Annotated in this window: 18 protein-coding genes; 8 read left to right on the forward strand and 10 right to left on the reverse strand. The window is 69.9% G+C overall.

Annotated features, from left to right (window positions below):
• Window positions 1-34: 34 nt before the first annotated feature.
• The 7 genes from hutI (at window position 35) to AC1G9L_RS12075 (ending at window position 7,394) form a co-directional block, all read left to right on the forward strand.
• Window positions 35-1,237, forward strand: a complete 1,203-nt coding sequence (hutI, locus tag AC1G9L_RS12045) for an imidazolonepropionase (RefSeq protein ID WP_481071111.1) — start codon at window positions 35-37, stop codon at window positions 1,235-1,237.
• Window positions 1,234-2,775 (forward strand): histidine ammonia-lyase, encoded by a 1,542-nt coding sequence (hutH, locus tag AC1G9L_RS12050; RefSeq protein ID WP_481069190.1) that lies wholly within the window; start codon window positions 1,234-1,236, stop codon window positions 2,773-2,775. The genes hutI and hutH overlap by 4 nt, the downstream gene beginning before the upstream one ends.
• A 103-nt stretch (window positions 2,776-2,878) precedes the next feature.
• The gene (gene hutG / locus AC1G9L_RS12055) at window positions 2,879-3,742 is read left to right on the forward strand and encodes an N-formylglutamate deformylase (RefSeq protein ID WP_481069191.1); all 864 of its coding nucleotides are present in this window, start codon (window positions 2,879-2,881) and stop codon (window positions 3,740-3,742) included.
• 48 nt (window positions 3,743-3,790) lie between these two features.
• Entirely contained in the window at window positions 3,791-5,458 is a 1,668-nt protein-coding gene (gene hutU / locus AC1G9L_RS12060; RefSeq protein WP_019801492.1) for a urocanate hydratase, read from the forward strand.
• Window positions 5,459-5,598: 140 nt separating this feature from the next.
• The gene (locus AC1G9L_RS12065) at window positions 5,599-6,417 is read left to right on the forward strand and encodes a hypothetical protein (protein WP_481069192.1); all 819 of its coding nucleotides are present in this window, start codon (window positions 5,599-5,601) and stop codon (window positions 6,415-6,417) included.
• A gap of 93 nt (window positions 6,418-6,510) precedes the next feature.
• Window positions 6,511-6,768, forward strand: coding sequence for an acyl-CoA-binding protein (locus AC1G9L_RS12070; RefSeq protein WP_019800860.1), 258 nt, complete (start codon window positions 6,511-6,513; stop codon window positions 6,766-6,768).
• Window positions 6,768-7,394 (forward strand): TetR/AcrR family transcriptional regulator, encoded by a 627-nt coding sequence (locus AC1G9L_RS12075; protein WP_019800859.1) that lies wholly within the window; start codon window positions 6,768-6,770, stop codon window positions 7,392-7,394. Before AC1G9L_RS12070 ends, AC1G9L_RS12075 begins: the two co-directional genes overlap by 1 nt.
• Before the next feature lie 42 nt (window positions 7,395-7,436).
• On the opposite strand, the gene AC1G9L_RS12080 is transcribed toward AC1G9L_RS12075, so the two are convergent.
• The 3 genes from AC1G9L_RS12080 to AC1G9L_RS12090 all read right to left on the reverse strand — a co-directional run bounded on the left by AC1G9L_RS12080 (window position 7,437) and on the right by AC1G9L_RS12090 (window position 9,345).
• A complete protein-coding gene (locus AC1G9L_RS12080; protein WP_019800858.1) occupies window positions 7,437-7,925 on the reverse strand; it encodes a GNAT family N-acetyltransferase in 489 nt (162 codons plus the stop codon).
• Between the two features lie 144 nt (window positions 7,926-8,069).
• Window positions 8,070-8,768 (reverse strand): GDSL-type esterase/lipase family protein, encoded by a 699-nt coding sequence (locus AC1G9L_RS12085; RefSeq protein WP_019800857.1) that lies wholly within the window; start codon window positions 8,766-8,768, stop codon window positions 8,070-8,072.
• A gap of 160 nt (window positions 8,769-8,928) precedes the next feature.
• The gene (locus tag AC1G9L_RS12090) at window positions 8,929-9,345 is read right to left on the reverse strand and encodes a hypothetical protein (protein WP_481069193.1); all 417 of its coding nucleotides are present in this window, start codon (window positions 9,343-9,345) and stop codon (window positions 8,929-8,931) included.
• Between the two features lie 160 nt (window positions 9,346-9,505).
• Here AC1G9L_RS12090 and AC1G9L_RS12095 point away from each other — a divergent pair, with 160 nt between their 5' ends.
• Window positions 9,506-10,360 (forward strand): hypothetical protein, encoded by an 855-nt coding sequence (locus AC1G9L_RS12095; protein ID WP_019801883.1) that lies wholly within the window; start codon window positions 9,506-9,508, stop codon window positions 10,358-10,360.
• Window positions 10,361-10,601: 241 nt separating this feature from the next.
• Here the strand turns inward: AC1G9L_RS12095 and AC1G9L_RS12100 are convergent, their stop codons facing one another.
• From AC1G9L_RS12100 to ligA, 7 genes are all read right to left on the reverse strand, one after another.
• Window positions 10,602-13,031, reverse strand: coding sequence for a membrane-bound PQQ-dependent dehydrogenase, glucose/quinate/shikimate family (locus tag AC1G9L_RS12100; protein WP_481069194.1), 2,430 nt, complete (start codon window positions 13,029-13,031; stop codon window positions 10,602-10,604).
• A gap of 360 nt (window positions 13,032-13,391) precedes the next feature.
• A complete protein-coding gene (gene gyrA / locus AC1G9L_RS12105; protein ID WP_019801984.1) occupies window positions 13,392-16,208 on the reverse strand; it encodes a DNA gyrase subunit A in 2,817 nt (938 codons plus the stop codon).
• A gap of 208 nt (window positions 16,209-16,416) precedes the next feature.
• Window positions 16,417-17,481: an S-methyl-5-thioribose-1-phosphate isomerase gene (mtnA, locus tag AC1G9L_RS12110; protein ID WP_481069195.1), complete on the reverse strand. Its 1,065-nt coding sequence runs from the start codon at window positions 17,479-17,481 to the stop codon at window positions 16,417-16,419.
• A gap of 69 nt (window positions 17,482-17,550) precedes the next feature.
• Complete coding sequence (locus tag AC1G9L_RS12115) at window positions 17,551-18,258, reverse strand: DUF3011 domain-containing protein (protein ID WP_481069196.1); 708 nt, start codon at window positions 18,256-18,258, stop codon at window positions 17,551-17,553.
• A gap of 136 nt (window positions 18,259-18,394) precedes the next feature.
• Window positions 18,395-19,345 (reverse strand): EF-P lysine aminoacylase EpmA, encoded by a 951-nt coding sequence (gene epmA / locus AC1G9L_RS12120; protein ID WP_019801323.1) that lies wholly within the window; start codon window positions 19,343-19,345, stop codon window positions 18,395-18,397.
• Window positions 19,345-19,830: an N-acetyltransferase family protein gene (locus AC1G9L_RS12125; RefSeq protein WP_481069197.1), complete on the reverse strand. Its 486-nt coding sequence runs from the start codon at window positions 19,828-19,830 to the stop codon at window positions 19,345-19,347. Before AC1G9L_RS12125 ends, epmA begins: the two co-directional genes overlap by 1 nt.
• Window positions 19,827-22,628: an NAD-dependent DNA ligase LigA gene (gene ligA, locus AC1G9L_RS12130; RefSeq protein WP_481069198.1), complete on the reverse strand. Its 2,802-nt coding sequence runs from the start codon at window positions 22,626-22,628 to the stop codon at window positions 19,827-19,829. Before ligA ends, AC1G9L_RS12125 begins: the two co-directional genes overlap by 4 nt.
• Window positions 22,629-23,031 lie beyond the last annotated feature (403 nt).

Consider the following 23,031-nt stretch of genomic DNA (forward strand, 5'->3'; position numbering starts at 1 on the left):
ATATACAAAATAACCGACGAGCTTTCCCGTGACCATGCCCTGCGACACGCTCTGGCACAACGCGCACCTGATGACGCTGGACGCCGAGGACGGCGGCCTGGGGCTGGTCCACGACGGCGTGGTCGCGTGCCGCGATGGCCGCATCGTCTATGCCGGCGCCGCCGCGCAGTTGCCCGGCCCGCTGTCGGCGCAGCGCAGCATCGACTGCGGCGGACGCTGGATCGGCCCCGGCCTGATCGATTGCCACACCCACCTGGTCTATGCCGGCAACCGTGCCGGCGAGTTCGAGCAGCGCCTGCTCGGCGCCAGCTACGCCGACATCGCCCGCGCCGGCGGCGGCATCGTCTCCACGGTGCGCGCCACCCGCGCCGCCGACGACGACGCCCTGCTCGCCGCCAGCCTGCCGCGGCTGGACGCGCTGCTGGCCGAAGGCGTGACCACGGTGGAGATCAAGTCCGGCTACGGCCTGACGCTGGAGGACGAGCTGCGCCTGCTGCGCGTGGCCCGCCGCCTGGGCGAACTGCGCGCGGTGGCCGTGTCGCCGACCTTCCTCGGCGCGCACGCGGTGCCGCCCGGCGCCGAGGCGCAGGCCTACATCGACGAAGTCTGCGAGCGCATGATCCCGGCGGTCGCCGCGCAGGGCCTGGCCGAGGCGGTGGACGTGTTCTGCGAGCACCTGGCCTTCACACCGGCGCAGACCGAGCAGGTGTTCCAGGCCGCGCAGCGCCATGGCCTGGCGCTGAAGATCCATGCCGAACAGTTGTCCAACCAGGGCGGTGCGGCGCTGGCGGCGCGCTACGGCGCGCGCTCGGCCGACCATGTCGAATACCTGGACGACGCCGGCGTCGCCGCGATGGCCGCGGCCGGCACCGTCGCGGTGCTGCTGCCGGGCGCGTTCTATTTCACCCGCGACACCCAGTTGCCGCCGATCGCCGCGCTGCGCGCCGCCGGCGTGCCGCGCGCGCTGGCCACCGACTGCAACCCCGGCACCTCGCCGCTGACCAGCCCGCTGCTGGCGATGAACCTGGCGGCGACGCTGTTCCGGCTGACCGTCGCCGAATGCATCGCCGGCTTCACCCGCGAGGCGGCGCGTGCGCTCGGGCGCCAGGACCAGGTCGGCCGGCTGCGCGCCGGGCTGGCCTGCGACCTGGCGATCTGGGACATCGCCGAACCGGCCGAATTGGTCTATCGCATGGGCTTCAACCCGCTGCATGCGCGTATCTGGAGAGGACAATGAGCGACGACGAGATCCTGCTGCGCCCCGGCGCGGTGAGCCTGGCGCAGTGGCGCGCGGTGTACCGCGGCGCCGGCGTGCGCCTGGACCCGGCCTGCGCCGACGCGGTGCTGCGCAGCGCGCAGACCGTGGAGGCGATCGTGGCCACCGGCGCGCCGGTGTACGGCATCAATACCGGCTTCGGCAAGCTGGCCAGCGTGCGCATCGAGCGCGAGGACCTGCACGCCCTGCAGCGCAATATCGTGCTGTCGCATGCGGCCGGGGTGGGCGCGCCGATGCCGGTGCCGGTGGTGCGGCTGATGATGGCGCTGAAGCTGGCGAGCCTGGCCCAGGGCGCCTCCGGTGTGCGCCCGGAAACCTTGTCGATGCTGGAAGCGCTGCTGCAGCACGAGGTGATCCCGGTGGTGCCGTGCCAGGGTTCGGTCGGCGCCTCCGGCGACCTGGCGCCGCTGGCGCACCTGGCCACGGTGATGCTCGGCGTCGGCGAGGCCTTCGTCGGCGACGCGCGCCTGCCGGCGGCGCAGGCGCTGGCCCAGGTCGGGCTGCAGCCGCTGACGCTGGGCGCCAAGGAGGGCCTGGCGCTGCTCAACGGCACCCAGTACTCCACTGCCTATGCGCTGGCCGGGCTATTCGAGATCGAGCGCGTGTTCCATGCCGCGCTGGTCGCCGGCGCACTGTCCACCGAGGCCGCGAAAGGCTCGGACACCCCGTTCGATCCGCGCATCCACGCACTGCGCGGCCAGCCCGGGCAGATCGCCACCGCCGCAGCGCTGCGTGAATTGATGCGCGACTCGGCGATCCGCGATTCGCACCGCGACAACGACGTACGCGTGCAGGACCCGTATTGCCTGCGCTGCCAACCGCAGGTGATGGGCGCGGCGCTGGACGTGATGCGCCAGGCCGCCACCACCCTGACCACCGAGGCCAACGGCGTCTCCGACAACCCGCTGGTGTTCAGCGACACCGGCGAGGCATTGTCCGGCGGCAACTTCCACGCCGAGCCGGTGGCCTTCGCCGCCGACATGCTGGCGCTGGCGGTGTGCGAGATCGGCTCGATCAGCGAACGCCGCGTCGCCATGCTGGTGGACCCGGCGCTGTCCGGGTTGCCGGCGTTCCTGACGCCCAAGCCCGGCCTCAACTCCGGCTTCATGATCCCGCAGGTGACCGCCGCGGCGCTGGTGTCGGAGAACAAGCAGCGCGCGTATCCGGCCAGCGTCGATTCGATCCCCACCTCGGCCAATCAGGAAGACCACGTGTCGATGGCCGCGCACGGCGCGCGTCGCCTGCTGGCGATGGCCGAGAACGCGGCCAACGTGGTCGGCATCGAACTGCTGGCGGCTGCGCAGGGCTGCGACTGCCACGCGCCGCTGCGCTCCAGCGCCGCGCTGGAAGCGGCACGCGCACTGCTGCGCGCCCGCGTGCCGGCGCTGCAGGACGATCGCTACTTCCACCCGGACATGCTGGCCGCGACCGCGCTGGTGCGCGATGGCGCGCTGGCTGCGGCGGTGGCGATGCACTTGCCCGAGGCAAGTGTGATCTGAAGAACCCGTCGTAGGAGCGGCTTCAGCCGCGACGGAGCGTTAACGGGTAATGCTCCGTCGCGGCTAAAGCCGCTCCTACAGGACAGGCACAACGCGAGGCCGTATGACATCCCTGCCCGACTGGCTCACTGTGCACCGCGGCGATGCGCCGCTGATCCTCAGCTTCCCGCATACCGGCACCGAACTGCCGGAGGCGCTGGCCGACCGCTTCGTCTCGCCGTGGCTGGCGCAGCGCGATGCCGACTGGTGGGTGCACCTGCTGTACGACTTCGCCGAAACGCTCGGCGCGACCACGGTGCGCACCGCGATCTCGCGCTCGGTGATCGACGTCAACCGCGACCCGGCCGGGGTGTCGCTGTATCCCGGGCAGAACACCACCGGGTTGTGCCCGCTCACCACCTTCGACGCGCAGCCGCTGTACCGGCCCGGCGCCGAACCCGACGCGGCCGAGATCGACGCGCGCCGCACGCGCTGGTTCGCGCCCTACCACGCCGCGCTGAACGCGGAGATCGCGCGCCTGCGCGCGCTGCACCCGGCCATCGTGGTGTACGACGCGCATTCGATCCGCTCGCGCATCCCGCACCTGTTCGACGGCGAGTTGCCGCAGTTCAACATCGGCAGCGCCGGCGCCTCCGGCGTGGTGGACAGCAGTTGCGCGGCAGCGCTGACCGATGCGGTCGAACGCGTCTGCGCCGGCAGCGGCTTCAGCCACGTGCGCAACGGCCGCTTCAAGGGCGGCTGGAGCACTCGCCACCACGGCGCGCCGGCCGACGGCGTGCACGCGATCCAGATGGAACTGGCCTGCCGCGGCTACATGCACGAGCCGCACACGGTCGACCAAAGCAACTGGCCGTCACCCTGGCAACCCGACCACGCCGCGCCGCTGCGCGCGGTGCTGCAGCAGGTGCTGCAGGCCTGCCTCGATTTCGCCCGCCGCCCCGCCGCATCCGGCCGCGCCGCCGACTGACGCGCGCGCCGCGTTCCGCCTTCCGCGCATCCACCTGAGGATTCCCGCATGACCCGCCTCGACGCCACCCGCACCATCCACGCGCCCACCGGCAGCACCCTCACCGCCAAGAGCTGGCTGACCGAGGCGCCGCTGCGCATGCTGATGAACAACCTGCACCCGGACGTGGCCGAGCGCCCGCAGGAACTGGTGGTGTACGGCGGCATCGGCCGCGCCGCGCGCGACTGGGAAAGCTTCGACGCCATCGTCGAGACGCTCAAGCGGCTGGACGACGACCAGACGCTGCTGGTGCAATCGGGCAAGCCGGTCGGCGTGTTCCGCACCCATGCCGACGCGCCGCGGGTGCTGATCGCCAACTCCAACCTGGTGCCGCGCTGGGCCAACTGGGACCACTTCAACGAGTTGGACAAGAAGGGCCTGGCCATGTACGGCCAGATGACCGCCGGCAGCTGGATCTACATCGGCGCCCAGGGCATCGTGCAGGGCACTTACGAGACCTTCGTGGAAATGGGCCGGCAGCACTACGGCGACGATCTGTCCGGCAAGTGGCTGTTCACCGGCGGCCTCGGCGGCATGGGCGGCGCGCAGCCGCTGGCCGCGGTGATGGCCGGCGCCTCGTGCCTGGCGGTGGAGTGCCGCAAGAGCAGCATCGACATGCGCCTGCGCACCGGCTACCTCGATACCTGGACCGATAATCTGGACGAGGCGCTGCGCCTGATCGCCGAATCGTGCACGGCGAAGACGCCGCGCTCGGTCGGCCTGCTCGGCAACGTCGCCGACGTGCTCGCCGAGCTGCTGGCACGCGGCGTCAAGCCGGACCTGCTGACCGATCAGACCTCCGCGCACGATCCTGTCAACGGCTACCTGCCGCAGGGCTGGACCGTCGAGCAGTGGGACGCCAAGCGCATCTCCGCACCGAAGAAGGTGGAACGGGCCGCGCGCGCCTCGATGGCCAACCACATCCGCGCCATGCTCGGCTTCCACGCGCTGGGCGTGCCGACCGTGGACTACGGCAACAACCTGCGGCAGATGGCGCTGGAGGAAGGCGTGGCCAATGCCTTCGATTTCCCGGGCTTCGTCCCCGCCTACATCCGTCCGCTGTTCTGCCGCGGCGTCGGCCCGTTCCGCTGGGCCGCACTGAGCGGCGACCCGGAGGACATCGCCAGGACCGATGCCAAGGTCAAGGAACTGATTCCGGACAACCCGCACCTGCATCGCTGGCTGGACATGGCCGCCGAGAAGATCCAGTTCCAGGGCCTGCCGGCGCGGATCTGCTGGGTCGGCCTGGGCGATCGCGACCGCCTCGGACTGGCGTTCAACGAGATGGTCGCCAACGGCGAACTGAAGGCGCCGGTGGTGATCGGCCGCGACCACCTAGACAGCGGCAGCGTCGCCTCGCCGAACCGCGAGACCGAGGCCATGGCCGACGGCTCCGACGCGGTCTCCGACTGGCCACTGCTCAACGCCCTGCTCAACACCGCCAGCGGCGCCACCTGGGTCTCGCTGCATCACGGCGGCGGCGTCGGCATGGGCTTCTCGCAGCACGCCGGCATGGTCATCGTCTGCGACGGCACCGAGGCGGCGGCCAAGCGCATCGCCCGGGTGCTGTGGAACGACCCGGCCACCGGGGTGATGCGCCATGCCGACGCGAGCTATCCCATCGCCCTGGCCTGCGCGCGCGACAAGCACCTGGATCTGCCTGGCATCCTGCGCTGAGGCCGACGCGGCGTCCGTCGCCTCGCGGCGGCGGGCGGCCCGCGAGGCGCCAAACCGGAACTGCGTCACCGCTCGCACGATGCACCCTCAAGATCGGCCGAGATGCGCCGACAAGGGATGCATCGTTTCAAGGAGCCTGCATGGGCATCCTGATCTACCTCACTCCTGCCGTGGCGCTGTGGGCTGCCGTTGCCACAGCGTTCGCGCATGGCTTGTTCCAGCGTCTGGGGCACGCCTATCGGCGCGACGCGACTGCGAAGGAGACCATCGCGCGGTATCAGGCGGCGCTGAGCCAACTGAAGGCGCAGGCCGCCGCCAGCGCGCAGGAACTGGAAACGCTGCGCCAGGACCACGAGCGCCTGCGTGCAACCCTCGAATACGAGGCGGCGCCCGCTGCAGCGGCGTCCGCCACGGCCGCGCCTGCCAATGCGCCTTCGCCGGCCGCAGCGAAGGCGACGCCCGCGCCGACTCCGGCAACGCCGCCGTCGACCATCGCCCTGGCGCAGATCGACATCGCCGACGAAGTCGGCACCCTGCTCGCGCATGTCGCGCGGGTGGCGCGCAGCATCCGCCGCTACAGCGCCTACAGTCGCGGCCACAACGGCCCGGAGCCGGCCAGCGCGCGCTACGACCTGCACTGGCTGTCCGACTGCCTGCACAACCTGGACCAGGTCGGCCATGCTCTGGCCCGCAACAACATGGAAACCCTCACCGCCGCCTGCACCGAGCTGCTGACCATGTACGAGCAGTACCTGCGCGACGGTTCGGGCTACAACAGCCGCGACACCTTCCAGCGGCTGAGCACCCAGGTGCCGCTGGCCGAGGTCACCGATGCGATCCGTTCCATCGCTGCCAAGGCCTCGCTGGCGCGGCAGGCGCAGGCCGCGCACGAACAGGCCGCGCATGCGCACGAACGCATCGCCGACAGCCGCCAGGCCGACGCACTGTCGATGCTGTGACGCCGCCGTTCGCCCCGGCCGACGGCCACGGCCCGCGTTGACCCGGCCCCGCGCCCGTGCTGTGATGCCTGCCGGTCAGGGCGGAGCGGGATCATGGCAGACAGCAAGACGGCCTTCGAGAAAGCGGTCCAGGACATCAAGCAACGGGCCGAGCGCCCCGACAACGACACGCTGTTGCGGCTCTATGCGCTGTACAAGCAAGGCTCGGAGGGCGACGTCAGCGGCGCCAAGCCGGGCTTCTTCGACTTCGTCGGCACCGCCAAGTACGAGGCCTGGGCCAAGCTCAAGGGCATGCCGCAAGCCGACGCGCAGAAGAAGTACGTGGACCTGGTGAAGAAGCTGCTGGCCTGATGGCCCGCGACACCCGGCGGCGCATCCTCGAGACCGCCCTGGCGATGTTCAACGCGCAGGGCGAGCCGCACGTCACCACCAACCACATCGCCGACGAGCTGGAGATCAGCCCCGGCAACCTGTACTACCACTTCCGCAACAAGGACGACATCATCGAGCATCTGTTCGCGCGCTACGAGGAGCGCATGGACGCGGCGCTGGCGCTGCCGAGCGCGCGCCTGCCGGGGCTGGAGGACATCTGGCTGCAGTTGCACCTGGTGTTCGAATGCATCTGGGACTATCGCTTCCTGTACCGCGACCTGGTCGAGATCCTCAGCCGCAGCCGGCGCCTGCGCCTGCGCTTCGCGCGCATCCTGCGCCGCGCCGACGCCAGCGTGCAGGCGGTGTTCGAGGGCCTGGCGCAGACCGGGGCGATGCGCGCCAGCGCCCAGGAAAGAAGCGGCGTGGCCACCAACGTGCTGGTGGTGGCCACGTTCTGGCTCAACTACGCGGCCGCGCGCGGCGAGAAGGACGAGCAAGTGGCGATCCGCCAAGGCATCGTGCAGGTGATGCAATTGATCGCCCCGTTCCTGCGCGACGCCGAACGCGCACACCTGGCGGCGTTGATGGACGCCTATCTGGATTGACGCGCCCTGCCCTGCGCGCAAGCACAGGCGGGGCGGGCCCGCTCAGTCGGCGGCAGCCTGCGCGGCTGGCCCGTCGAGCCGATAGACCTTGCAGACCAGGCCCGGCGGGGTGCGGTAGGTGCGAAAGCCGATGGCCTCGTAGTACGCCTGCCCGAGCGCATTGTCGGCGGCGATGCTGGCGTCGATCTGCGCCAGCCCGGCGCTGCGCGCGGCCGCACACGTGGCCCGGAACAGCGCGCTGCCGACGCCACGGCGCGCCGCGCGCGGGTCGACATGGGTGCCGATGATGCCCCAGCCCTCGGCGACGTCATAGGCATTGCCGGGACGTGCGATGCGCAGCGACTGGAAACCGAGGACGCGCCCGTCGGACGCCTCGGCCAGCACGCACTGCAGGCGATCGGGATGCTGCAGATAGGTCGCGCGCACCGTCGCCGGATCGGTCGGTGCCTTGCGCAGGCCGGCGGCGAAGATCGCGTTCTGCACCGCGACCATCGCCTCGGCGTCGTCGAGCGTCGCAGGCCGGATCTGCATGGTGTCGGCATCTTGGGAACGGCCCGCGAGTATGCCCGAACGCGGCGTTCCGCCGCCAACGGCGAACCACCTCGCTCGCAATGCTGCCGGACGACCCGGACGCGGACGGCGTCGCACGCGCGTCGCCCTGCCGCTGCACACCGCTTACTTGAACAGTTCGACCAACCTGTCCGCGATGAGCTGATGCCCCTTTGCATTGGGATGGTTCGACTGCGCCATCAGGTCCTGTCGATTTCCCTTGTAGGCCGCAAAGGCCGCGTACGAATCGCCCAACGAGACGCCTTGGGTCTTCGCAAGCCTGCGGATCATGTCGACCTGTTCGAGCAGGGTCGACTTGGATGCGGGCGGATCGCCTTTCAGATCGATGCTCGGCGTCATCAACACCACGCACGCGTTCGCCGATCGTGCTTCGCGGATCATCTCCGTGAGGTTGGCGCGCGACTGCGCGACCGTCAGATTGCGGTCGTTGAGGCCGTAGTCGATGGTGATCACTTTCGGCCGATGCCCCAGGCCTTCCGCGACGAACCTGCCCAGCCCCTGACTGGAATTCTCGCCGCCGACCGCCGAGGTGATCACGTTGATGACCGCGGTCGGATAAAGCTGCTCCAGCGCATCGGCGACACGCTGTGGGTACGCCTCCTTGCTGCGCACCTCCGGAACGACGAAATAGCCGGCAGGCACGCTGTGCCCGAAGGTCACGATATTGATCGTGTGATTCTGCGGCCAGGCCAGTCTGAGTTCCTGCTTGACCGCGCCAAGGCAGGTTCCGCGACCGGCCGAGTCGGCGGCGTGCGCAAGGAACGGGACGGCGGCCAGACAGCCAAGCAACAAAATCGTTTTCATTCCTTATTGTGATCAATAGGAACTGTCTTGGCGAGCATGCAATCGCTCTCCGCACCGTATACGCAGACCGACGGCAGTCCCGGCATGCAATGCGCCGCCCTTAGCGCCGCGCCACCACGGCAGGCAGGCGGCTGGCATGGCAGCGCCTGCGCCCGGGTTTTTATCGAGCGCCTGCACTGCGCTTGCTGGCGGCACCTGGGCGCCGCGCGGCCGCACGCTTCCTGGCGGCGGGCTTGGCGCGCTCGGGCGCGGCCGGGCGTTTGCGCGAGGCGGAGCGCGGCGCGGCTTTCAGCCCCAGCTTGACCAGCACCGGCTGCAGGCGCGCCTCGACCTCGGCGCTCAACGGCTGCACTTGGCCACGCAGCGCCGCGGCGCCCTCGCGCATGCTGCTCTCGGCCTCGTCGGCCAGTTGCGTGGCCAGCGCCTTGAGCGTCGCTGCGCCCTGCGCGGCATCGGCGGCGGCGGCCAGCGCGCGCTTGCGGGTCAGCGCGACCACGCCCAGCCCCGCCAGCCACAGGTGCCGCGGGTTCAGCCGATCCGGCCGCAGCGCGGAAGTGGAACGCTTCTTGGTCGCCATCGCAGGATCTCCAGAAGGGCCGGCAGTGGCCCCGATGCGTGCCATGCTGGCGCCGGTGGCTTGAGCAAACACACTATCCACGACCACCCTTGCCACGCGCCGGCGCCCGCGCCATGCTCGGCGCGGACGCCGTGGCCCGGCGCCGCACAGGGAGATCCGCATGGCAGCAAAATCGGGCGCGTGGGCGCCGTTCCCATACGACGCCAAGGCCTACGCCTACGCCGGCGATGCGCTGAAGAAAGCCTGGCCCAAGCTGCACGCCGGCGACAGGGAACCCTACCCGGATCCGGCACGCGCGCAGGCGCTGCTGGACGCCGCGGGAAAGGCCGGAAAGGGCCACGACGCGCAGACCCTCTCGGCCGCGTTGATCGAGGCCTGGCGTGCCTTCCACCACGGGCAGTTCCAGCAGGCCTACGAGGCCGGCAAGGCGCTGGGCGTGTTCGGCGCCTCGGTCGCGGTCAAGGCGATCGGCATCCATGCCGGCTATCTGGTCGACGACGAGAAAGAACAGTTGCAGCGGCTGCAGCAGGCCGCGGCGCTGGCCGAGGCGGCGATTGCGGCGCTGCCGGACGAGGCCAACAGCCACTACCGCCACGCGTTCGCGCTGGGCCGCTACAGCCAGGGATTGAGCATCGTCAAGGCGCTCAAGCAGGGCATCGCCAGCAAGGTGCGCACGTCGCTGGAAGCGGCGCTGGAACTGGAGCCCAAGCATGCCGAGGCGCACATGGCGCTGGCGCTGTACCACGCCGAGATCATCGGCAAGGTCGGCGCGATGATCGGCGGCCTCACCTACGGGGCCAAGGCCGCCACCGCCGAACAGCACATCCAGCAGGCGCTGAAACTGGTGCCGGACGCCCCGATCGCCCACATCGAACACGCCAACGTGCTGCTGTTGCTGCATGGGGACAAGCGCGAGGACGGCGCCGCCGCGGCCTTCGAGAAAGCCGCCAAGCTCAAGCCGCGCGATGCGATGGAAGCCCTGGACGCGGCGTTCGCCCGGGATCAGTTGGAATAGGTGCCGGCGCGATATGGGCGTATCTCGATCCCATCTCGTAGGAGCGGCTTCAGCCGCGACAGGCCTTCACAGGAATGCCTGTCGCGGCTGAAGCCGCTCCTACGACGCATCGCACACCCGTCGTTGGACGCACGCAACGCGACGGGCGTGAGCGGCGACAGGAGGGCAATCACGCCCTTCCCGCCTCCGCCACACCCCGCCGCCGCGAAGCCGCATCGCGACCTCGCAGCGGCAGCCCGCATCAGCCTGCCGGCGGCAGCGCATAGGCGATCACGTAGTCGCCGCGCTTGGTCTCCATGAAGTGATGGCCGGCGGCGACGATGACCAGGTACTCGCGGCCGTCGACCGCGTACACCATCGGCGTGGCCTGGCCACCGGCGGGCAGCTTGGCCTGCCACAGGGTCTTGCCGCTGGCCAGGTCGATCGCGCGGATCATGTCGTCGGTCGCCGCGGCGATGAAGATCAGCCCGCTGGCGCTGACCACGGCGCCGCCGTTGTTGGGCGTGCCGATCTCGATCGGCAATCCGGAGTGGATGCCGAACGGGCCGTTGCCGCGCGCACTGCCGAACGGACGGTCCCACAAGGTCTTGCCGCTGGCCAGGTCGATCGCACGGATGCCGCCGTACGGCGGCTGCTTGCACAGCAGCCCGGTGAACGGCAGGCGCCAGCCGGCGTTGACGTTGATCGCGTACGGCGTGCCGGCCTGCGGATCGCCGGCGCCCTCGGCGCCGCCGCTGTCGCCGCGCACCTGGTCGCGCGGCGCCCAGCCCATCTTGTCGGCCTTGGCCCGCGGCACCAGCAGGTTGTAGTTGGGCATGTCGTTGTAGTTGGCGACGATCACACCCCGCCGCGGATCCACCGCCACGCTGCCCCAGTCCGAGCCGCCGTTGTAGCCGGGGTACTCGATCGAATGGCGGTCGGCTTCCGGCGGCGTGTAGATGCCCTTGTAGCTGGCACTGCGGAACTGGATGCGGCACACCAGTTGATCGATCGGGGTCATGCCCCACATGTCGCGTTCGGTCAGGTCGCGCTTGCGCAGCGAGTGGTACAGCGAGAACGGCTGGGTCCTGGCGCGGCGCTGCGGCTCCACGCCGCCACCCGGCACCGCGCGTTCCTCGACCCCGACCAGCGGCTTGCCGGTGCGCCGGTCGAGCACGTACAGCTCGCCCTGCTTGCTCGGCAGCAGCACCGCCGGCACGGTCGTGCCGTCGTGCGGGAAATCCAGCAACGTCGGTTGCGACCCCAGGTCGTAGTCCCACACGTCGATGTGGGTGGTCTGGAAATTCCACACCGGCTTGCCGGTGGTGACGTCCAGCGCGACCAGTGAGGTCGCATAGCGGTCTTCCTGCGGGGTGCGCGAACTGCTCCAGTAGTCGGCCGAGGAATTGCCCATCGGCAGGTACACGTAGCCGAGCTGTTCGTCGCCGGCGGCGCTGGTCCACATGTTGGGCGTACCACGGGTCCAGGTCTGCCCCGGCGGCGGCGCGCCGGCCCAGTCCGGATGGGTCATGTCCCAGGCCCAGCGCAGCGCGCCGGTCACCGCATCGAAGCCCTGGATCACGCCGGACGGTTCGTAGCGCTTCTGTCCGTCCAGCACCTGGTGGCCGGTGACGACGACCCCGCGCACGATGGTCGGCGGCGAATTGATCGAGACGTAGCCCGGCGGCGTGGAGCCCATGCCGACGGTGATGTCGACCTGGCCGTGCTGGCCGAAGTCCTCGCAGGGCTTGCCGTCGGCCGCATCGACCGCGATCAGGCGCCCGTCCAGGGTGCCTTCGATGATGCGCTGGCGGCAGGCCGTGGACGCCGTGGCCTGGGCGTCGGGCACCGCGTAATAGCTGACGCCGCGGCAGGCGGCGGTATACGGGATCGCCTTGTCCGCCACCTTGGGATCGTAGCGCCAGCGTTCGCGGCCGCTGCGCGCATCCAGCGCGATCATCTGGTTGCGTGCGCTGCACAGATACAGGCTGTCGCCGATCTTCAGCGGCGTGGTTTCCGCGCCCCAGCGCTTGTCCGGCAGGTCGCCGGTGCGGAAGGTCCAGGCGGTACGCAACTGCGCCACGTTGTCCGGGGCGATCTGCCGCAGCGGCGTGTAGCGGCTGCCGGCGTTGTCGCGGCCGTAGGCGGCCCAGTCGGCATCGGCGGGCGCGTCGGCAGGCTGCGCGCCGGTGCGCGGGGTCGCCAGCGCCGCGGCCATGCCGGCCGCATGCGCCAGCGTGCCGTCGGCCTCGGTCACCCCGTACGGCAGGAACGCCAGCGCGAACGCGCCGACGAACACCAGCGCCAGCACCGCGGCGAGCGTGCGCGACAGCGTGCGCGAGAACGGCCGGTCCAGCCGCGGCAGCAGCAACGCCAGCAACAGCGCCAGGAACACCATCAGGCCCATGCGCGGCACCCAGCGCCAATAGTCGGTACCCGACTCCCACGCCGCCCACAGCAGCGACAGCAGGAAGGTCGCGGCGAACCACAACGCGCCGCTGCGCCAGCCGCGCCACAGCTGCACGCCGGAAATCGCCAGGCCGAGGCCGGCGACAAGGTAGTACCAGGAGCCGCCCAGCGCCAGCAGCCAGGCGCCGCCAATCGCCAGCACTGCGCCGATCAGCGCGCAGACACCGCCGAGCAACCGCAGCGGCCAGCCGCCACGACGCGCGGTTCGTTCGAATTCGTTCATTGCCACTCCTCGCAGGACACGGCCACGCGGAACATCCGCCGTGGCAGCGGCGCGTGCGCGCCGCCTCGCGTTTATCCCAGGCTGCAAGTGAACATCACGCGTTTCCGGGCGACACACAGTGACACGCAATCTTGCGGTCTTCGTGATGCGGCGGCGACCTGGACATCACACAGCATGTGCAGTGGAGAGCAGCGATTGCCCGAGGACATGGAGACAGGCGATGTGGCGCGGCGGCAGAACGCATGACTGTCGTGGCGCCGCCAGCGTGCACGCGCAGCAGGTCGCTAGCATCGTCATGGTGGCCACTCCAAAAACGACGACGCCGGCACGAGGCCGGCGTCGTCGTTCACTCAGGCGTGGTCACGCCTGCGGCGGTGGCGCCTCGCCAGCGCCTTCGGCGGCGCCCTCCTCGCCCGGCAACCCGTCTTCCTCGACCAGCGAGCCGTCCAGGCGTTCCACTGCCTGCAGCTTCTCGCCCTTGGACAGGCGGATCAGGGTCACGCCCTGGGTGTTGCGGCCGACGCGGGAGATTTCCGAGGCGCGGGTCCGCACCAGGGTGCCGCCGTCGGAGATCAGCAGCACTTCGTCGCGGGTGCTCAGCAGCACCGCACCGACCAGCTTGCCGTTGCGCTCGCTGGTCTGGATGCCGATGACGCCCTGGGTGCCGCGGCCCTTGCGCGGATACTCGCCCAGCGGGGTGCGCTTCCCGTAGCCGTTCTCGGTCGCGGTGAGGATGTAGGCATCGGCCTCGTCGCCGTTGCGCGCCTCGGCATCGGCCTCGGTGTCCGCCGCGGCGTCGACGTCGTCGGCGTCCTCGTCCTGGCCCACGGCCGGCTCGGCCACGATCAGGCTGACCACGTACTCGCTCTTGGCCAGGCGGATGCCGCGCACGCCGCGGCTGCTGCGCCCGGTTGGCTTGACTCCGCCGCGGCTCTTGCGCCGCGCGCCACGGGCGTCGTCGCCCTCCTCGCCTGCCACGTCGTCGTCGGCCGCGGCGCTTTCGTCAGCACCGGTGTCGTCGACGACCGCGTCATCGGCCTCGTCGTCCTTGGGCCGCTCGGAGAAGCGCACGGTCTTGCCGTTGGAGGCGAACAGCAGCACGTCGCGCTCGCCGTCGGTGAGCGCCACGCCGACCAGCGCGTCGCCCTCGTCGAGGTTGATCGCGATCTTGCCGATCTTGCGCTGGAACGCGAACTCGCTCAGCGGGGTCTTCTTGACCATGCCGTTGCGGGTGGCGAAGAACACATAGCGGCCTTCGGCGTATTCGCGCACCGGCAGCACCGCCTGCACGCGCTCGCCGTTCTCCAGCGGAATCCAGTTGACGATCGGGCGACCACGGGCATTCGGCCCGGCCTCGGGCAACTGGTGCACGGGCAGCCAGAACACCTTGCCGCTGCTGGTGAAGGTCAGCAGCGTGTCGTGGGTGTTGACCAGCCACAGCTGGTCGATGAAATCCTCTTCCTTGGTCGCCGCCGCGCTGCGGCCGCGGCCGCCGCGGCGCTGCGCGCGGTAGGCGCTGACCGGCTGGCGCTTGGCGTAGCCGGCGTGCGACAGGGTCACCACCACGTCTTCCGTCGCGATCAGGTCGAGGATGTCCAGGTCCTCTTCGCTGTGGCGGATCTCGGTGCGGCGCGCGTCGCCGTATTCCTCGCGGATGTTGACCAGCTCCTCGCGGATCACCTGCAGCAGCACGTCCGGGTTTTCCAGGATGCGGATCAGCCCGGCGATGGCCTCCAGCAGCTGCTTGTATTCCTCGGTCAGGCGCTCCTGCTCCAGGCCGGTCAGGCGGTGCAGGCGCATTTCCAGGATCTGCGTGGCCTGCACTTCGGTCAGCTGGTAGCCGCCGCCGACCAGGCCGACGCCGCTGGGCAGGTCTTCCGGGCGCGAGGCCTCGGCGCCGGCCGCATTGAGCAGCGCGCCGACCAGGCCCGGCTGCCAGGTCTTGGCCAGCATGCGCTCGCGCGCTTCGTTCGGGTTCGCCGAGGTCTTGATCAGCTCGATCATCTCGTCGATGTTGGCGAGCGCGACGGTCAGGCCTTCGAGGATGTGCGCACGCGCGCGCGCCTTGCGCAGTTCGAAGATGGTACGGCGGGTGACCACTTCGCGACGGTGGCGGACGAACGCCTCCAGCATCTGCTTGAGGTTCAGCAGCTGCGGGCGGCCGTCGACCAGCGCCACCATGTTGATGCCGAACACCGACTCCATCTGGGTCTGCTGATACAGATTGTTCAGCACCACATCGGCGGCTTCGCCGCGCTTGACCTCGATGTAGATGCGCATGCCGTCCTTGTCGGACTCGTCGCGCAGCTCGCTGATGCCCTCGAGCTTCTTTTCCTTGACCAGCTCGGCGATCTTCTCGATCAGCCGCGCCTTGTTGACCTGGTACGGGATCTCGGTGACCACGATCGCTTCGCGGCCGTTGTCCTGGATCTCGATCTCGGCCTTGGCGCGCATGCGCACGCGGCCGCGGCCGGTGCGGTAGCCGGCGACGATGCCGGTGGTGCCGTTGACGATGCCCGCGGTCGGGAAATCCGGGCCGGGGATGTGTTCCATCAGCCCGTCGACATCGATCTGCGGGTTGTCGATCAGCGCCAGGCAGGCATTGATCGACTCGGTCAGGTTGTGCGGCGGGATGTTGGTGGCCATACCCACCGCGATACCGGCCGAGCCGTTGACCAGCAGGCTCGGGAAGCGCGTCGGCATCACCGACGGTTCCTGTTCCTTCTCGTCGTAATTGGGCTGGAAATCGACGGTTTCCTTGTCGATGTCGGCCATCATCTCGTGCGCGAGCCGCGACATGCGCGCCTCGGTGTAACGCATCGCCGCCGCGGAATCGCCGTCGACCGAGCCGAAGTTACCCTGCCCGTCCACCATCATGTAGCGCAGCGAGAACGGCTGCGCCATGCGCACCAGGGTGTCGTACACCGACTGGTCGCCGTGCGGGTGGTACTTACCGATGACGTCGCCGACGATACGCGCCGACTTGTAGTAGGGCTTGTTGCTGTGCGCGCCCAACTCGTTCATCGCGAACAACACGCGGCGATGCACCGGCTTGAGGCCGTCGCGCGCATCCGGGAGGGCACGCCCCACGATCACGCTCATGGCGTAATCGAGGTAGCTCTTGCGCATCTCGTCTTCCAGGTTGACCTGGATGATTTCCTTGGCGGATTCTGCCATTCGGGTTCCGTAAGTCTGGTGGCGGATCGACCACGACGCCGGCCCGCGACAGGCGGGCCCGCCGCGGCCGCACGCCTAGGGCGCACGGCGGTCGATCGAACCGCCGGATTCTATCATGACGGGCGCCCGATTGCCCGGTTTTGCCGGCGCGAACAAGCACTTGCGCGCCTTCGGCAGCGCCCGCCGGGCGCCGCCGCAGTGTCCCTGGTCAGCCGCCGAAGGCGGCGCGCATGCGCGGCAGGTCCGGGCGCTCGATGACCCCGCGCTCGGTGACGATGGCGTCGATCAGGTCCGCCGGGGTCACATCGAACACCGGATTCCAGGCGGCGATGCCGTCGGCCACGGTGCGGGTGCCGCCGACGCCGAACAGCTCGCCCGGATCGCGCTGCTCGATCTCGATCTGCGCGCCGTCGGCGGTGTCCATGTCCACCGTGGACGACGGCGCCACCACCATGAACCTGACGCCGTGGTGGCGCGCGGCGATCGCCAGCTGGTAGGTGCCGATCTTGTTGGCGGTGTCGCCGTTGGCGCAGATGCGGTCGGCGCCGACGATCACCCACTGCACCGCGCCGGTCTTCATCAGGTGCGAGGCGGCCGAATCGGCGATCAGGGTGGCGTCGATGCCGTCCTGCTGCAGTTCCCACACGGTCAGCCGCGCGCCCTGCAGCCAGGGCCGGGTCTCGCCGGCGAACACCTTGGCGATGCGCTGCTGGGCGACGCCGGCGCGGATCACGCCCAACGCGGTGCCGAAGCCGGCGGTGGCCAGCGAGCCGGTGTTGCAATGGGTCAGCACGCCGCTGCCGGGCGCGATCAGGCCGGCGCCGAGCGCGCCCATGTGCCGGTTGGCGGCCAGATCCTCTTCGGCGATCGCCTGCGCCTCGCGCTCCAGCACCGAGCGCCAGTCGCTGCCGGCCGCGCCCAGCGCCGTGCGCATGCGCGCCAGCGCCCAGGCCAGGTTGACCGCGGTCGGCCGCGCGGCATTGAGCCGCTGCAGGGCCGGCTCCAGCTTCAGCAGCGCCTCGGCGCCGGTCTCGGCCTGCACCTCGCGTGCGGCAAGCACCGTGCCCCAGCCGGCGGCGATGCCGATCGCGGGCGCGCCGCGCACGGCCAGGGCGTGGATCGCCGCAGCGACCTCGTCGCTGTCGCTGCAGCGCACGTGTTCCACCGCGAACGGCAGCTTGCGCTGATCCAGCAGTTCCAGCGCGTCGCCGGTCCACAGGATCGGGCGGATATGGTCGTAGCGGGCGTAATCGATATCGAGGGCGGCGTTCATCGCCCCATTGTAAACGCCGGCGATTGCGGATTGAGGACGCCGCGCGGCGTCACAGCGCCGCGCCAGCGCTCAGTTGACGCTGAACTCGGCGCGGCAGCCCTTGTCGACCCAGATGCCGTCGCGGTCCCAGCCCCAGCTGTCGTTCTGCACGCAAGGCGCGCCGGACAACTGCCGGCGCAGTTGCACATGGTCCTGGACACTGACGCCACAGCGGCGCCGCGCCTTGCCCTTGGATTCGCACAACACCGGCCGTGGGCCGGCGGGAAACCCGGAGCCGTCGGCGGCGCCGATCTCGAACTCGCCGCGGCAACCGCGCGCGACCCAGATTTCGTTGCGGCGCACGCCCCAGCTGCGCTCCTCGCGGCACGGCACCGACGACAACTGCCGCATCAACCGCACCGGCGCCCCGCGCAGCATCACCGGGCAACTCTCGAGGCGACCATCGGACTCGCAGCGCAACACGCGGCGCATCGCGCTGCGCGGCGCTTCCACCGGATTGGGACGGAATTCGGCGCGACAGCCGAGGGTGACCCACACGCCGGTGGCGTCAGACCCCCACTCGCTGCCACGGATGCAGTCGTTGTCGGAGAGTTGCCGCACCAGTTGCACGCCCTGGTCGGTGGACATCGGACAGTGCACCCAGGTCATGTCGCGCGACTCGCAGCGCACCACCGCGGCATCGTACGCATCGGCGTCCTGCGCCGGCGACGGCATCGGCCACACGCTTGCCGCCAACCCCAGCCAACACCAGCCACCGAGCCCGTACGCCCACTTCATGCTTGGCTCTGCCCCTATGCCTAGAACCTGAACAACGAAGACCTGCTGGCGCGCGGCGTGCGCATGCCGTGCCCGATCAAACCATCATCGGTGTGGACAACGCAACAAGGCGCCGCGAAAACACGTGACGGCCGGTTCAGGCATGCGCGAAATCGTAGGCGAGCACGTCGCCGATCTGCGCGGTGCCGCGCATCGCCATCAGCAGCCGGTCCACGCCGACCGCCACGCCGGCGCAGTCGGGCAATGCCGGCAACGCCTGCAGCAGGCGTTCGTCCAGCGGCGGCAGCACCGCGCCGCGTGCCTGCCGCAGCGCGTGGTCACGCAGGAAACGCCGGCGCTGCTCGGCGGCATCGTTGAGCTCGTGGTAGCCGTTGGCCAGTTCATAGCTGCCCAGGTACAGCTCGAAGCGCTCGGCCACTGGCGGGTCGTCCTCGCGTACGCGCGCCAGGGCACACTGGCTGGCCGGCCAGTCGTGGACCACGGTGAGGCGGTCGACCGGGAACGCCGGCTGCAGGCGGTGGGTCATCAGCAGGTCCAGCCAGTCGTCGCGTCCCAGGCCGTCGGCATCGATGCGGATATCGCGTAGCGGCTGCTGCAGCGCCTCCAACGGCGCAGTGAATGGATCCAGGCCCAGCCCCTGCAGGAACAGGTCGCGATAGCTGAGCACCTGCAGCGCGGCGCTGCGCCCGACCAGCGCCAGCGCCGTGCGCACCAGTTCCACGGTTTCCTCGATCAATTGCCGGTGATCCCAGCCGACCCGATACCACTCGAGCATGGTGAACTCGGGATTGTGGCGGCCGCCGGCCTCGCCGTTGCGGAACACCCGCCCCAGTTCGTAGCAATCGCCGATGCCCGCGGCGAGCAGCCGCTTCAGCGGGTACTCGGGCGAGGTGCGCAGCCAGCGCAGCGCCGGACCGGCGTCGACATGGCCGCTGAAGCGGGTCTGGAAGCTGTCGATGTTCGGCTCGGTGTTGCCGGCCGCAGACAGCATCGGCGTTTCCACTTCCAGCACGCCGCGCGCGGCGAAGAAGCCGCGGATGGCGGCATTGAGCCGGGCGCGCAATTGCAGGGCGGACAGCAGGTCCATCAGGGCGCCGTGTCGAGCCGGCGGCTCAGTTGGTCGCGCGCGTCGTCGCGGTAGCCAAGGCGAAGGTACAGGCGCTTGGCGGCGGCGTTGTGGTGGTTGACCTCCATCCGCAGCACATCCACGCCCAGCGCGCGGGCGCGCGCCTCGACCAGCGCCACCGCGCGCCGGCCCCAGCCGCGGCCGCGCGCGGCCGGACCCAGATACAGCTCGTCGAGCAGCAGATAGCGCCCGCCCAGTTCGACGCTGAAGCACGCGGTGATCAGCGCATAGCCGACGACCGCGTCGTCCGGCGCCAGCCACAGCAGCGCCTCGCCCAGCGCCGGCTGCGCCAGCAGCGCCCGCAGGCCACGCGTCACCCGCTCGGCGTCGAAGGCGATGCCGTCCTCGGCGTAGAACGCCTGCAGCATCGCCAGCAGGGCCGGCTGGTCGGCCACGCCGGCGGTGCGCCAGCGCAGTTCGTCCTGCAGCGTGCCGGGCGCACTCATGCGCCCTGCTCCTGCGCTTGCAGGAACGCCAGCAACTGCGCCTCGTCCCACACCGCCACGCCCAGTTCCTGCGCCTTGTCGAGCTTGGAACCGGCGGCCTCGCCGGCGACCACGAACGAGGTCTTCTTCGACACGCTGCCGGCCACCTTGGCGCCCAGCGCCTCCAGGCGTGCCTTGGCCTCGTCGCGAGTCAGCGCGCTCAGCGTGCCGGTCAGCACCACGGTCTGCCCGTCCAGCGGGCCGGCGCGGCGCCGGGTCTGCGCCGGGGCGGCATCGAGCAGGCGTTGCATCGCCGCCTCGGCATCCAGGAGCGCCTGCTTCTGCACCGGATCGGCCAGGTACGCGGCCAGGTTGGCGGCGCCGGCCGTGGACAGGCCGGCGCCGGTCCAGCCGCTTTCGTTGGCGCCCAGCAACGCGTGCAACGTGCCGTAGGTGGCGGCCAGGCGCTGCGCGCTCTTGCCGCCGAGCTTGTCCACCGGCAGCGTGCCGAGCAGATGCGCCAAGTCCAGGCGCTCGCGCAGTTCCGCAGGCGGTGCGCCCTCGTCGGAAAAGCGAATGCCGGCGGCGATCAGCGCATCGACCACCGCGGCGTTGCCGGGCTGCTCGAAGAACGTGGCGATCGAGCGCGCCACCTCGCCGCCGATGTCCGGCAAGGCCTGCAGCAGCACCGCGGGGGTGCTGCGCACGAATGCCAGCGAGCCCAGCCAGTAGGCAAGCGCCTTGGCCGTGGTCTCGCCCAGGTGCGGAATGCCCAGCGCGAACAGGAAGCGCGGCAGCGTGGTGGCGCGGCTGGCGTCGATGCCGGCGACCAGGTTCTCCGCCCACTTGCTCGCCAGCTTGCCGCCCAGGTCCACTGCCAGGTACGCGCGCAGGAAGTCGGCGCGCCGCCACGGCATGGCCGCGTCCTCCAACGCGGCGCGGCCGACCGCATCCAGCGCCAGCGCGCCCTTGCTGTCCTCCAGCGCCTGCAGCAGGTCGGCGGCAGTGGCTGCGTCCAGCGCGGTCTTCATCCGCACCAGATCCTCCACGCTCAAGGCGTACAGGTCGGCCAGCGACTGCACGAAGCCGAACTCGACCAGGGCATCGGCCTGGCGCTCGCCCAGGCCTTCGATGTCCATGGCGCGACGCGAGGCGAAGTGCCGCACGGTCTCCTTGCGCTGCGCCGCACAGGCCAGGCCGCCGCTGCAGCGCCAGGCCACCGCGTCCTCTTCCTTGACCAGTTCCGAGCCGCACACCGGGCAAGCCGCCGGCATCGTCCACGGCAAGGTCTGCAGTGCGGCCGTCGGATTCATCCAAGGTAGAAAGCCCCGCGAGCGCAAGCTGGATCTCGCTCGCTTCAGTGGGCGCACTCGATGTATGCCAACGTTGCGGACGACATCGCTGGTACCGATCAGGTAAAGCAATTGCGAGACATCCAAACCTTCGCGTCCAGGCAACTTCTCAAGCACCAACGGAAAGAAAGTGCGTTTGGCATTCAACCTCCGCTGCTCTTTTGTAGCTCCACGATTAAGAAATGCCAACTTTCGAAGCAGTACGGAACCGAGAGGCAGATCGCTCGGTGGACGCTCCTCCTTAACTACCGATACCACTTCAGGAATCACGTCGCCAGCGCGGCGAACGATCACTTTGTCGCCCACCCGCACATCCAGCCTCGCGATCTGGTCGGCATTGTGCAATGTCGCATTGGTGACCACGACGCCGGCCACCGACACTGGCTTAAGACGCGCTACAGGCGTAGCCACCCCCGTGCGTCCGATCTGAATCTCGATCGCCTCGACGATGGTGGACTGCTCCTGCGCCGGGAACTTGTGCGCGAGCGCCCAGCGCGGCGCGCGCGAGACGAAGCCCATCGCCTGTTGCTGGTCGTAGTCGTCGAGCTTGTAGACCACGCCATCGATGTCGTACGGCAAGCTGTCGCGGGCGGCGCCGATGCGGCGGAAATACGCGATCAGGCCATCGAAGCCGGTGGCGGTGTCCGCCTCCGGCGCCACCGGGAAGCCGTAGTCGCGCAGCAACTGCAGCGTCTGCGAGTGGGTTTCGGGCAGTTCCAGCCCGCGCACCTCGCCCACCGAGTAGGCGAAGAACGCCAACGGCCGGCGCCGGGTCACCGCCGGATCGAGCTGGCGCAGCGACCCGGCGGCGCCATTGCGCGGATTGGCCAGCAGCTTTTCGTTGCGCTCCAGCGCCTGCGCGTTCCACGCGGCGAAGGCGGCGCGCGGCATGTAGATCTCGCCGCGCACTTCCAGCACCGCCGGCGGCGGCACGCCGAGGTCGCGCAGCTTCAGCGGCACCGAACGCACCTGGCGCAGGTTGGCGGTGACGTCCTCGCCGGTGCTGCCGTCGCCACGGGTGGCGCCCTGCACGAACACGCCGTCCTCGTAGCGCAGGCTGATCGCCAAGCCGTCGAGCTTGGGCTCGACCGAGAACACCGGCGCGGCCAGGTCGAGTTCGCGCTCGATGCGGCGCTCGAAATCGGCGACCTCGGCGAAGCGCGTGCGATCGTCGGCGTCCTCGGCGACGCCCGGGGTCTCGAAGGCGTTGGCGAGCGACAGCATCGGGATCGCGTGACGCACTTCCGAGAATCTGCCATCCGGCCGCGCGCCGACCCGGCGTGTCGGCGAGTCCGCGCTGGCCAGTTCAGGATGCGCGGCTTCCAGCGCCTCCAGCTCGCGCATCAGCGCGTCGTACTCGGCATCGGGGATCGCGTTGTCGTCGAGCACGTAGTAGCGATGGTTGGCGTCGTCGATGCGCTGGCGCAAGTCGGCGACACGCTGCTGGGGATCGGGAGTGACGGTCATGCGCAGCGGAAAGGCGGGTAACGGAGAGGGGGCGATAGTAGCTGGAAGGCGGGGATGGGGGAGTCGGCTTGACGGCCGGACGGCCGGGATTGGGGATTGGGGATTCGCTTGACGGCCGGGATTGGCGATTTGGGATTGGGGATTCGCAAGAGCCGAGCTCGGACTTCTGGTGTCGGCGGCAGTCGTACCCTCATCCGCCCCTGCGGGGCACCTTCTCCCGGTGGGAGAAGGGAGAAGCTGAAGCCCGTCTCCCACCGGGAGAGGGGTTGGGGTGAGGGTACGGGGCGCGCTGCGCCATCCACGTCACCACCCCGGCTTCGCCAATCCCTAATCCCCGATCCCAATCCCGAATCCCAGCCTCAAGCCCATCCCGAAATCCCAAATCCCGAATCCCGGCTCTTCA

The sequence above is a fragment of the Xanthomonas sp. NCPPB 1132 genome, from assembly GCF_056629235.1.